12 protein-coding genes are annotated in these 11,531 nt (G+C 56.4%); 9 read left to right on the top strand and 3 right to left on the bottom strand.

The window, feature by feature from the left end; genetic code table 11:
* The first annotated feature begins 80 nt into the window (after positions 1-80).
* The 7 genes from larA (at position 81) to C230_RS0112010 (ending at position 6,640) form a co-directional block, all read left to right on the top strand.
* Positions 81-1,343: a nickel-dependent lactate racemase gene (gene larA / locus C230_RS0111980; RefSeq protein ID WP_018132283.1), complete on the top strand. Its 1,263-nt coding sequence runs from the start codon at positions 81-83 to the stop codon at positions 1,341-1,343.
* Between the two features lie 98 nt (positions 1,344-1,441).
* A complete protein-coding gene (locus C230_RS0111985; RefSeq protein ID WP_018132284.1) occupies positions 1,442-2,152 on the top strand; it encodes a HoxN/HupN/NixA family nickel/cobalt transporter in 711 nt (236 codons plus the stop codon).
* Positions 2,153-2,188: 36 nt separating this feature from the next.
* On the top strand, positions 2,189-2,998 hold the full coding sequence (gene larE / locus C230_RS0111990; protein WP_018132285.1) for an ATP-dependent sacrificial sulfur transferase LarE: 810 nt from the start codon (positions 2,189-2,191) through the stop codon (positions 2,996-2,998).
* A gap of 98 nt (positions 2,999-3,096) precedes the next feature.
* Positions 3,097-3,828 carry a nickel pincer cofactor biosynthesis protein LarB gene (gene larB / locus C230_RS0111995; protein WP_018132286.1) on the top strand — a complete coding sequence of 244 codons (732 nt, stop codon included), beginning with the start codon at positions 3,097-3,099 and terminating at the stop codon, positions 3,826-3,828.
* Positions 3,825-5,216, top strand: a complete 1,392-nt coding sequence (gene larC / locus C230_RS0112000) for a nickel pincer cofactor biosynthesis protein LarC (protein WP_018132287.1) — start codon at positions 3,825-3,827, stop codon at positions 5,214-5,216. Before larB ends, larC begins: the two co-directional genes overlap by 4 nt.
* A complete protein-coding gene (locus C230_RS0112005; RefSeq protein ID WP_018132288.1) occupies positions 5,198-6,289 on the top strand; it encodes a DmpA family aminopeptidase in 1,092 nt (363 codons plus the stop codon). Before larC ends, C230_RS0112005 begins: the two co-directional genes overlap by 19 nt.
* Positions 6,290-6,385: 96 nt before the next feature.
* Complete coding sequence (locus tag C230_RS0112010; protein WP_018132289.1) at positions 6,386-6,640, top strand: hypothetical protein; 255 nt, start codon at positions 6,386-6,388, stop codon at positions 6,638-6,640.
* A gap of 121 nt (positions 6,641-6,761) precedes the next feature.
* Here C230_RS0112010 and C230_RS0112015 read toward each other — a convergent pair whose 3' ends face one another.
* Positions 6,762-7,382 carry an SCO family protein gene (locus C230_RS0112015; RefSeq protein ID WP_018132290.1) on the bottom strand — a complete coding sequence of 207 codons (621 nt, stop codon included), beginning with the start codon at positions 7,380-7,382 and terminating at the stop codon, positions 6,762-6,764.
* Positions 7,383-7,457: 75 nt separating this feature from the next.
* A complete protein-coding gene (locus C230_RS0112020) occupies positions 7,458-8,087 on the bottom strand; it encodes a YcnI family copper-binding membrane protein (RefSeq protein WP_018132291.1) in 630 nt (209 codons plus the stop codon).
* 195 nt (positions 8,088-8,282) lie between these two features.
* Between C230_RS0112020 and C230_RS0112025 the strand changes: the two genes are divergently transcribed.
* Positions 8,283-9,110, top strand: a complete 828-nt coding sequence (locus C230_RS0112025) for a sensor histidine kinase (RefSeq protein ID WP_018132292.1) — start codon at positions 8,283-8,285, stop codon at positions 9,108-9,110.
* Entirely contained in the window at positions 9,107-9,775 is a 669-nt protein-coding gene (locus C230_RS0112030; protein WP_018132293.1) for a response regulator, read from the top strand. Before C230_RS0112025 ends, C230_RS0112030 begins: the two co-directional genes overlap by 4 nt.
* Positions 9,776-9,811: 36 nt before the next feature.
* Here the strand turns inward: C230_RS0112030 and C230_RS20285 are convergent, their stop codons facing one another.
* The gene (locus C230_RS20285) at positions 9,812-11,245 is read right to left on the bottom strand and encodes an aldehyde dehydrogenase family protein (RefSeq protein WP_018132294.1); all 1,434 of its coding nucleotides are present in this window, start codon (positions 11,243-11,245) and stop codon (positions 9,812-9,814) included.
* Positions 11,246-11,531 lie beyond the last annotated feature (286 nt).

The raw sequence follows: 11,531 nt of genomic DNA on the forward strand, positions 1-11,531 counted from the left end.
AAGACTTTCCGGTATGCGGGACAACTCCGCCTGACCAAGAGAGACTTTCCTGCATGCGGGTGAGCAAGGAGGGAGAACGGTTGAAGGTTACTCTTTCATATGGAAAACAGGGGCTGACGGTCGACGTGCCGGACACGGCGGTGGTAGTGGAACCCCGTCATCTGGCGGGTCTGCCGGACGAGAAAGCGGCGGTGGTGAACGCGCTTCGCCACCCGATCGGTTGTCCGCCGCTCTGCGAAATGGTCAAGCCGACCGATCGTGTGGCGATCGTGATCAGCGATATTACCCGGCCCACCCCCAACCACAAGCTTGTTCCCTGGCTGTTGGAAGAATTGTCGCATGTACCGCTGGAGCAATTCGTGATCATCAACGGAACGGGCACTCACCGCGACCAGACGCGGGACGAATTCATCCAGATGCTCGGCGAATGGGTCGTCGACAATGTCCGCATCATCAACAACAACTGCCATGACAAGTCGACACAGGCGAAAGTGGGCAGCAGCCGGTTCGGCTGTGACGTGTATCTCAACAAAGAGTATGTGGAGGCGGATTTCCGGATTGTCACCGGTTTTATCGAGCCGCACTTTTTCGCCGGTTTTTCCGGCGGGCCAAAAGGCATTATGCCGGGCATTGCGGGCATCGAGACGATCCTTGCGTTCCACAACGCGCGGATGATCGGGGATCCGGCGGCCACCTGGGGCAACATGGAAGGCAACCCGGTGCAGGAGATGTCGCGGGAAGTCAATCGGATGTGCAAGCCCGATTTTATGCTGAACGTAACGCTGAACGGGAACAAGCAAATCACTGGCGTGTTCGCCGGCGAGTTGTTCGCCGCTCATGCCGCCGGCTGCGAGTTTGTGAAAGAACATGTGATGATCCGCTGCGACCACCGCTTCGACGTGGTGATCACCTCCAACTCCGGGTATCCGCTTGACCAGAATCTGTACCAGGCGGTGAAAGGCATGAGCGCCGCCCACCAGATTGTCAGGCGAGGCGGCACGATCATTTGTGCTGCGGAGTGTTCGGACGGGCTGCCGAACCACGGGAATTACGCGAAAATCCTGCAAATGAGAAAAACGCCGCAGGAGATTCTGGAGATGATCAACGATCCGTCCTTCCAGATGTTTGACCAGTGGCAGGTGCAGAAGCAAGCGGTGATTCAAACATGGGCGGATGTGTACGTCTATTCCGAGTTGTCTGATGCGGACATCGAGCGGGCGATGCTGAAACCGACCCGTGATATCGGGCAGACCTTGCGCGAACTGCAGGCAAAATACGGGGACGCGATGTCGGTGGCGGTGCTGCCGTTAGGACCGCTGACGATTCCGTATGTTGCGGAATAAACCGGGGTGACAAAAGCGGGAGAAGCACGACCGGATGCGGCCGGCGATGTCGGAAGTCTGCGGCTCAACGAGCGGTGTCGCACAAGGGGAGGAGCGTTATGGGAACCAGTTTGTTGTCGGTTTTGGCGGTTGCTTTTGTGCTGGGAATCAAGCATGCGACGGAGCCGGATCATGTGATCGCCGTATCGACCGTAGCCAGCCGCACGAAACGGCTGGGAAGCGCATGTTTGGCCGGGGTGTTCTGGGGGATCGGACATACGGCCACCCTTTTTTCGATCGGCATGATCCTGCTTCTGCTGAAACAGGAAATCCCGGAAAAATGGGCGATGTCGCTGGAATTCCTGGTGGGAGCGATGATCGTTTACCTGGGCGTCGGCAGCGTATTTTCCTATAAAAAAAGGAAAATCCATGTTCACCCGCACGCTCACGGCGAGGTTGTGCACAATCACTTCCATTCGCATGAACGGACGGAAACGCATAACCATCCGCACCAGGACGTATCGTACGCAAAATCGCTGATCATCGGCCTGGTGCACGGTCTTGCGGGCAGCGCGGGGATGGTGCTGTTGACGATGTCTACGGTGACAAGCGTCTGGCAGGCGGCCGTTTATATTTTGATATTCGGTGCGGGAACGGTGCTCGGCATGTTCCTTTGCACCATGATGATCGGCATTCCGTTTGTGCTGAGCGCGAAAAAAAGCGGGCTGCATCAGTCGCTGACCCGGCTGGTCGGAGGCATCAGCACGGCGTTCGGTTGTTATTACATGTATCAAGTGGGAGTGACGGAAGGTCTGTTTCGGCTGTGGTAGAGGTGCCCGGCATCACGTCTACGGGGAGAGGATAGTATGGATCTGCTGCAGAAAAACCGGAGGCTGGGAGAAATCTTGCGGGAAATGGACGAAGTGATCGTCGCCTTCTCCGCCGGAATTGACTCCACCTTTGTCCTGGCGAGAGCGCTGGAAGAGTTGGGAGACAAAGTATTGGCGGTGACCGCGGCGTCTGAAACGTTTCCCCAGCGGGAGTTGAATGAAGCGGTCGAATTGGCGCAAAAATTGGGCGCCCGGCATGAAGTGATCCGGATCGTGGAGATGGAAAACCCCGATTTTGTGGCGAACCGTCCGGACCGTTGCTATCACTGCAAGGCCGGCCTGTATTCCCGGTTAACTGGCATGGCGAGGGAATGGGGGATCCGCTGGGTGTTGGACGGCGCCAATATGGATGACTTGGGCGATTACCGGCCGGGCCGGCAGGCCGCGAAGGAATACGGGATTCGGAGTGTGCTGCAGGAGGCCAATTTGTACAAAGATGAACTGCGGCAATTGGCACGCGAAATGGGATTGCCCAACTGGGACAAACCGTCGTTTGCCTGCCTGTCTTCCCGCATTCCGTATGGCAGCTTGATCACCTTGGAAAAAGTGGAGCAACTGGACCGCGGGGAAGAGGCGTTGCGTCAGTTGGGATTCCGCCAGATTCGCATCCGGCACCATGATCAGATCGCGCGGATTGAAGTGCCGCGGGAGGAATTCGTCCGCGTGCTGGAGATGGCCGACCGGATCACGGAAGTGCTGAAAGAGCAGGGATTTACTTATGTGACGCTCGATTTGCAAGGATATCGGAGCGGATCGATGAACGAAACGTTGCGGAAAGCGCTGTGATCCGCCTGCCTGGCGATCGGGGAAACCGCAATCGGTTTGATCGGTCACGAACATTGCGGAAAGTGTGTGGCGTGACATTACGGATTGGCTGAGGGACGGTGCCAATTGATCGTTTTGATACATTGCGGAAAGTGTGTGACGGAAAAGGTATGAAAGAGTTTGAGGATTTGGGATTCAGCAAAGTGGATATTGGAAGGGAAGCGAGAATCGGTTATCCGGAAGTGATTTTTGGACAGGGCAAGACGGTGCCGCAGGTACGGGCGATTTTTCAACGGCTGATGCAGGCGCACGGAAGGGCGATGGTCACCCGGGCGACGCAGGAGATGGCGGACGCGGTGCAGGCCGATTTTTCCGCTGCGGTGTACGATCCGGTGTCGCGCTTGCTGACATGCGGGCAGTCGGCGCGAAAATTCCCGGGGAAGGTGCTGGTGCTGTGCGCCGGGACGGCCGATCTGCCGGTTGCGGAGGAGGCGGCGGGCACGGCCGCGTGGATGGGCTGCCAGGTGGAACGGATCTACGATGTCGGAGTGGCTGGCATCGACCGTCTGCTCGCGTATCGGGAAAAGCTGCGGGAAGCTCGGGTGGTGATCGTGGTAGCCGGCATGGAGGGCGCGCTCGCCAGCGTCGTCGGCGGCATGGTGCGGCGGCCGGTCATTGCGGTGCCGACTTCCGTCGGGTATGGGGCCCATTTTCAGGGATTGGCGCCGCTGCTTTCGATGCTCTCGTCTTGCGCGGCCGGTGTGACGGTGGTCAATATCGATAACGGATTTGGTGCGGGCTATTCGGCCGCGATGATTCAACAACTGGTGATGGAGGCGCGTGACGAATGAAGACGTTGTATCTCGATTGCATCTCCGGCATTTCCGGCGATATGACATTGGCCGCCCTGATCGATCTCGGGGCGGATCTTTGCTTTATAAAAGAGCATCTCCGGCGGCTGCCGATCGACCCGTTTGAGATGCGGGTGGAGACGGTGGTGAAGCGGGGCATCGCCGCAAAAAAGCTTCGCTTGGAGATAGGTTCGCACCATCATCATGAGCACCATCATCATGAGCACCATCATCATGAGCACCATCATCATGAGCACCATCATCATGAGCACCGGCCTGCCTCCCAGATTTTGGAGATGATTGAGCGAAGCGAGCTGCCGCCGCGGGTGAAACAGCGCAGTCATGCGATCTTTCACGCGATCGCGATGGCGGAAGGGAAAATTCACGGCATCGACCCGCGGGACGTGCATTTTCACGAGGTGGGCGCTATGGATTCGATCCTCGATATGATCGGGGTGTGTCTGGCGCTGGAAAGCCTCGGTATCGACGAGATTTATGCTTCGCCGGTGCCGACCGGCCACGGCAAAGTGCGAATGGAGCACGGCCTGTACCCGATTCCGGCGCCGGCGACTGCGGAACTGCTGACCGGCATTCCGCTGGCCGATCTGGCTGTCGAAGGGGAACTGACCACTCCGACGGGAGCGGGGATTTTAAAAGCGCTGGTCAAACATTTCGGTCCGCTCCGCTCGCTGACGATTGAACGGATCGGCTACGGGGCCGGCGAGAAAGAGTTTGACCATCCGAACGTGCTGCGGGCGATTTTGCTGAAAAAGCAGATCGAGTCGGTACGAGGGGGAGATGGGCACCCGCTGGTTCGGGAATGCCAGCAAGCCGACGAGCACAGGTCGGTTGAGGCAAGTGGACAGCTGCCGGACGACCGCTCACTCGTGACTGTATCGATCGGGGACGGCAGGGAGCCGATTTTTGTACTGGAGGCGCAACTGGATGATCTTACGGGGGAAGCGCTTGGCTATGCGATGGATCGGTTGTTTGAAGCGGGGGCGCTCGACGTGTTTTATACGCCTGTGTATATGAAGAAAAATCGGCCTGGCACACTGGTTACCGTACTGGCTTCCACTGAAGCGGCCGACCGCTGCGAACTGACGCTGCTGACGGAAACCAGCACGCTGGGGGTTCGCAGAACGTTGTGGACGCGCCGCGTTTTGGACAGGCGGTTTCATGTGGCGGAAACGGCTTACGGTCCGATCCGGGTGAAGCAGGCTTTTCTGCAGGACAAAATGGTGCACCAGGCGCCCGAGTATGAAGACGTGGCGAAAGCGGCCCGGCAATACGGAGTCCCGTTTCACGAAGTGTATCAGGCGGCGCTTGCAGGTGGAGGGAAAGACAAAGCAAGGAAAGAGGTTTCACCATGCAGCGAAAACGTCTGAGAGAGTATGGGATGTCTGTCGGCGAGTTGCCGACGGGAGAGTGGAACAGCATAACCGATGTACCCAGCGTGGCGGTCGGGCATGTGACGTTGCATCCAGAATCCGGCTATGCGGAAGGCGTTTGCACCGGGGTGACCGCGATCCTGCCGCACGAGGGCAACTGGTTTCGCCAAAAAGTGGCGGCCGCTTCACACGTGATCAACGGTTTCGGCAAAACGACCGGGTTGGTGCAGCTGCAAGAGCTGGGGGTGATCGAGTCCCCGATCTTGTTGACCAATACGTTTGGCGTTCCGGCGGCAACGGAAGGCGCCCTGCAGGTGATGCTGGAGAGGGACGATGCGATCGGAGACCGGACAGGGTCGCTGAATGTGGTGGTCGGGGAGTGCAATGACAGCTATCTGAATGATATGAGAGGACTTCACGTGCGACCGGAGCATGCGCGGGAAGCCATCCGCCAGGCGAAGCGGGGGCCTGTGGCGGAAGGCTGTGTCGGCGCCGGCACGGGCATGGTCTGTTTCGGATGGAAAGGCGGCATCGGAACGGCTTCTCGGCGAATCGAGGTGGATGGCAAGGCGTATCATGTTGGAGTGCTGGTGCTGTCGAATTTTGGGGTGAAGCAGGATCTGACGGTGCTGGGGCATCCTGTCGGCAAGCTGTTGACCGATTGTTCCGGCAAACGGGAACAACAAACTACGCCTGACGGTTCGATTATGATCGTAATCGCCACCGACCTGCCGATGTGCTCCCGCCAGTTACAGCGATTGGCCAAACGGGCAGCCTTTGGGCTGGCTCGCACGGGATCGATCGCACATCATGGCAGCGGCGATATCGTCATCGCGTTCAGCAACGGCAATCGGATCCCGCACGATCCGGAGCAAGGGCTGCTGACAATGCGGGTGCTGCGAGAGGACGGTCCGTTCATGTCGCAATGTTTCCGGGCGGCTGTGGAGGCGACGGAGGAAGCGATTTTGAATTCGCTGTTCCTGGCGGAGACGACAACCGGCCGCCTGGGGAGGACGGTCGAGGCGCTGCCAGTGGAGACGGTATTGGAAATCATTCGGACGCGCAGGTAGGTCTTTTGTACTATTTTGTATCGGTAACAAGATTCGACATTTTTCTCTCCAGGGGATGGATATAATAGTGTTGATAAGTCGCTGGGGGGAACGGGAATGTCGGGAGTGCACCATAATGTGCTGTTTCTGTCGCTGCACATGGCTGGCAACGATGTGGAATACGGCCTGCAAAAAATCGGCAAGGAGCTAAACCAACTGGATCACAAATTGCTCGTCTTGCAGCGGGATATCGCTTTGCTTTTGCGGGAGATCGAACGGGATTGCGACGGTGTGGGGCTTGGCGGGGAGCTTGTGGTTTGCGGGGCGCACCGGAATCAATGGGACACGATCGTTTACGCGGGGAGGGTTTGACATGTCATTGGCCGAACGTTGTTGTGACCTGTAGGCAGCATGTGAACGTAAAAAACCGGCGGGACGGAAGGGCATCCGCCGGTTTCCTGCTGAGGTGCCCGGCGCAGACCTCCGCTTGTGCCTACTGACGGGCCAACCGCTCGATGTCGGTTGTGATTTTTTTCACAATATCTTTTGCGTTTGTATCAAGCCCGATGTTGTATTCGCGCCGGATGTTCCGTTCGCGATCGATCAAAATGACTTTATTGTTATGCACGTACAGGTTGCTTGACGGGTCCAAGTCGGAAGAGATGCCGAAGTTCCTGGCGACTTCATGGGTGGCTGCGTTGGTTCCGCGCAAGAAAATCCAGCCGTTCGGATCGGCCCGGTATGCTTTTGCATAGCGTGCGAGCACGTTTGGCGTATCACGCTCGTCGAAGCTGATCGACACAAACGTCACATCGCGGCCGAAAAGCCCCTGTTTTTTCAAGTTTTCCTGGATTTTTGCCATGTAGGATGTGGTCATCGGGCAAATGTCCGGGCAACTGGCGTAGAAGAAGTTGACCAACCGGATTTTTCCGTCCAGTTGATGGAATTGCACAGGCTTGTCCTGTATGTCGTTCAACGTAAAATCGGGCGCCCTGCCGACCACCGGGAAGCGGCTGGCCCCCCACCAAAACCAGTAGCCAATGCCGCCGAGCAGGGCGAACAGCAAGATGGTGGCCACCATGCGAAACCAGTTTTTTTGCAGAAATCGGTACATCGTTGTTCGCCTCCGTTGACTTGGCGTAAACAGTGGGAAAGGACACCGGATGGCGGTGTCCTTGCTGCTATTTGATCACTCTTTTTTGCGGAACAGGCTGATCAGCGAGATCAGCAGCGCCGCGCCGGAGACAACCAGCGGCAGCGTGTTGCCGGTTTTGGCGGAAGCGGTCGTGTCCGGAGCCGGAGCGGCATGATTGTGCTCATCCTGCTTTTCATCGTGCTGGTCGCCTTGCGCCGCGCCTTGCTTGACCGTCGTCACGGAAGCGGGCGTTTTCGAGTCCGGTGCGCCGGTCCACTCGACGACCGATCCGTCCGCGTACGTTTGATAAGCTTTCCAGGCGAAGGTGCCCGGATCCTTCGGATTTTTCGCGACGAACGAGAACTCCGTAAACTCATGCGGCTTCAGGCCGCCCGCCGTGGACGTCCAGGTGATCGCTTTGAAACGGCCATCCGCGTCCTTTTCGAATTCGTAATTCCAACCAGGCGTCGGTTGCACGGTGCTGACCGACACTCCCTGCGGAAATTCCACCCGCACCTTGGTTGTATTGATGTCTTTTTCCACCGGCACGCGAACCGTATATTTCTCGTAAGCGCCGGTGGTCGTTTCTTTCGGCCAGACGGTCACGTGCGCGCTCGCGGTGCCCGTCAATGCCAATAACGTTCCGGCTACGGCAAGGCTGCCCATCCATTTTTTCATGTTCATATGATTGCCTCCATCCCTATCATACAGGTTTCATTGCTATAATTCCACCGCCTGTCCGCGGCCCTCCCCAAAGTACCAAAAAAAATCGTCCGTGAGAATGGCTCAACCGGGCTATTTTTTGCAAATTAGCCATTGCGGGCTATGTCTCCCGGCTTGACACCGGGGGTATGATGGAGAAGTAAGGGGGGCTTGCATGTGTCGTACAGACAGATCAAATGGCTGATTTTGGCGGTTCCGACGGTTACGATCGGATTGTGGGAATTTATCCGGCATGAATATCTTCTTCCCTATATTTCGATGGAATTGGGGAACTGGTTGTCACCCCTGGTGGTCATGATCGTCACTTTCGGTTCGCTGTGGAAGCTATTTTCGCTGCTGGAACGCTTGCAGGAAGACCTGAATCGGGAGCGGGCCGCCAAGGCGATCCTGGAAGAGAGGGAGCGAATCGCCAGAGAATTGCACGACGGCATCGCCCAATCGCTGTTTTTGCTGTCGGTCAGAATGCATCAGCTGGAGCAGCGCGATCTGCTGCGCGGGGAACACTACCAGGCCTTGCGGGACACGGTCCGCCGCGTGCATGATGATGTGCGGCAGGCGATCTCCAATTTGCGGTTTCCCCCGACGGGGGATGGCTTGCCGTGGACGAAAACGGTACAGGACATGATTCAAGACTTTGAAAAAGAGACCAGAGTGCCGGTATCGATCGATTGGGATCTGGACGAGGGATCCCTTTCCTCGAAAGAAAAAGTGGAAATCTCCGCTTGCCTGCGGGAAGCGTTGATGAATATCCGAAAACATGCAAACGCACGCCACGCGGCCGTTCGGCTGTTGAAAACAGGTACCGGCTGGTCACTCACGGTGGAAGACGACGGACAGGGTTTCAAGCGAGATCCTTTCGGTTCCCCTTCCCGTTACGGACTGCGCATGATGCGCGAGCGGGCGGAGGAAATGGGCTGGCAGTTTCGGATTGAACGGGACAACGGACGTACACGGATTGTAATTCGAAAGGAGAATCAGGCATGAAGCCGCCGTTTCGGATGTTGATTGCCGATGACCATGCACATGCGCGAGAAGGGATTCGCGAGATTGTCACCAGCGATCCAGATTTTGAAATCGTCGGCGAGGCGAAAAACGGTCTGGAAGCGCTTGAACTGACGGAACAATTGATGCCCGACCTGATCCTGATGGATATCAACATGCCGGAAATGAACGGATTGGAAGCGACCAGGCTGATCAAGCAACGGTATCCGTACGTCAAGATCGTCATCATCACGGTGTCGGACGATATCGCCGACCTGTTTGAAGCGCTGAAAAAGGGAGCGCAGGGATATCTGCTGAAAAATCTCGACCCGTCCGCCTGGATCGACTATCTGAAAGCGGTGGCGTTTGATGAAACACCGATGTCGCGGGAATTGGCGGTCAAATTGCTGCACGAATTTGCCGGCCGGGAGCGGACGGAACCGAAGACCAGTCCGTTGTCGCCGCGCGAACACGAGATTCTGGAATGGGTGGCGGCCGGCCATACCAACCGCGAGATCGCCGAAGGGCTCAACATCGCGGAAAACACCGTAAAAAACCATTTGAAAAACATCCTGCAAAAACTGCATCTGGAGAACCGGGTGCAGCTGACAAGCTACGCTTACAAACAGGGATGGATCCAGGGGACCAAGGGAAGAGACAGCCGCTAATGCGGATAGGGGGGCGGGATTGTTCCCGCCCCATTTTTAGTCGAGGTTCATCCAAACCGCTTTTACTTGCGTATACAATTCCAGCGCATAGCTTCCCATTTCCCGGCCAAAACCGGATTGTTTGTAACCGCCAAACGGCACAGCCGCATCGAATGCATTGTAGCAGTTGACCCACACGGTTCCGACTTCCAACGCGTGGGCCACGCGGTGAGCTTTTCGCACATCGTTGGTCCACACTCCTGCGGCCAACCCATATTCGCTGTCGTTCGCCCGGCGGATGACATCGGCAATCTGTTCCTCATCATCAAAAGGAAGCGCAGCCACAACCGGTCCGAAGATTTCTTCCTTTACGATCGTCATGTCGTCACGAACGTCAGCGAATATCGTGGGAGGCACGAAATATCCGGGGCCATCAAGCGGCTGTCCGCCGACGACCGGAGTAGCCCCTTCTTCTTTCCCCTTGTTCAGATAGTAAGAAACTCTTGCGAATTGTTCATCCGAAACAAGCGGCCCGATCTGCGTCGTTTCATCCAGTCCGGGTCCCTGCTTGATTTTCGATGCATGACTGGTCAGATCAGCAAGCACATTATCGAAAACTTTTTTATGCACAAACAGACGGGAACCGGCACAACACACCTGTCCCTGGTTAAAGAAGATCCCCATCAGGGCGCCTGGAATCGCTTTCGAGAAATCGGCGTCGGGGAAAATAATGTTCGGCGATTTCCCTCCTAACTCCAGGGAGACACGTTTCAAATTGCCGGCCGCTTGCTGCATGATCAATTTCCCGACTTCGGTAGAACCGGTAAATGCCACCTTGCGGATCCGCGGATGTTGGACAATCGCCCCGCCTGCCGTAGGTCCAAAGCCGGACAGAATGTTCACAACACCATCCGGGAATCCCGCTTCCTGAATCAATTCTGCCAAATACAAAGCGGAAAGGGGAGTCTGTTCGGCCGTTTTCAAAACAACCACGTTCCCGGTAGCCAATGCGGCACCGAGTTTCCAGGCAGCCATCAGCAAAGGGAAGTTCCACGGAATAATCTGCCCTACGACACCGACCGGTTCCCGGCGGGTATAGGTGAAGAAGTTTCTGCCGGCCGAATTCTCGATCACTTCTCCGTGAATCTTGCTGGCCCATCCGGCATAGTAACGAAAATGATCGATCGTCAACGGGACATCCGCGTTGCGTGTCTCGCGAATCGGCTTTCCATTGTCGAGGGTTTCCAATTGCGCAAGGGCTTCCGCATGTTCTTCGATCAAATCGGCCAGCTTCCAAATCAATTTTCCGCGTTCACTCGGTGTCAGCTTCGACCAGGGACCGGCGTAAGCCCGTTCTGCCGCTGCCACCGCCCGGTCGACATCGGCGGCGTCCGCTTCAGAGACTTCCGCAAGCACCTCTTCGGTCGCCGGGTTTTTTGTGATGAACGTTTTGCCGGAAACCGATTCGACAAATTCACCTCCAATAAACAATTGTAGACTCTCGGAATTAAAATTTCCTTACAGGCTCTAGTCTCTTGACTAGGGCCATTTATTGTTTCACCCCCAAAACAGGAGTGCGAACAAATTTTCCTCTTGACTTTTTCAAATCACCCCAACAATCGCGATGGAGGCATCTAATTGCCTACTACTAGACGGTTTGGGTGATGTTCATGATTCCTGTTGCTCGTTCTCATGAAGCCTACCTGCAGTTCGTTGTTGAACAACTTGATGTAGAGTACAACAATCCCGCATCCAAGGAACTCCTGCAAAAGTTCTT

It is taken from the genome of Effusibacillus pohliae DSM 22757 (assembly GCF_000376225.1).
GTDB lineage: Bacteria > Bacillota > Bacilli > Tumebacillales > Effusibacillaceae > Effusibacillus > Effusibacillus pohliae.

What these genes read in the sequence shown, in the direction of transcription:
- C230_RS0112020 (WP_018132291.1), bottom strand. Translation starts at nt 8,087, where the DNA reads ATGAACATGAAAAAATGGATGGGCAGCCTTGCCGTAGCCGGAACGTTA.
- larE (WP_018132285.1), top strand. Translation starts at nt 2,189, where the DNA reads ATGGATCTGCTGCAGAAAAACCGGAGGCTGGGAGAAATCTTGCGGGAA.
- C230_RS0111985 (WP_018132284.1), top strand. Translation starts at nt 1,442, where the DNA reads ATGGGAACCAGTTTGTTGTCGGTTTTGGCGGTTGCTTTTGTGCTGGGA.
- larC (WP_018132287.1), top strand. Translation starts at nt 3,825, where the DNA reads ATGAAGACGTTGTATCTCGATTGCATCTCCGGCATTTCCGGCGATATG.
- C230_RS0112010 (WP_018132289.1), top strand. Translation starts at nt 6,386, where the DNA reads ATGTCGGGAGTGCACCATAATGTGCTGTTTCTGTCGCTGCACATGGCT.
- C230_RS0112005 (WP_018132288.1), top strand. Translation starts at nt 5,198, where the DNA reads ATGCAGCGAAAACGTCTGAGAGAGTATGGGATGTCTGTCGGCGAGTTG.
- C230_RS0112030 (WP_018132293.1), top strand. Translation starts at nt 9,107, where the DNA reads ATGAAGCCGCCGTTTCGGATGTTGATTGCCGATGACCATGCACATGCG.
- C230_RS0112015 (WP_018132290.1), bottom strand. Translation starts at nt 7,382, where the DNA reads ATGTACCGATTTCTGCAAAAAAACTGGTTTCGCATGGTGGCCACCATC.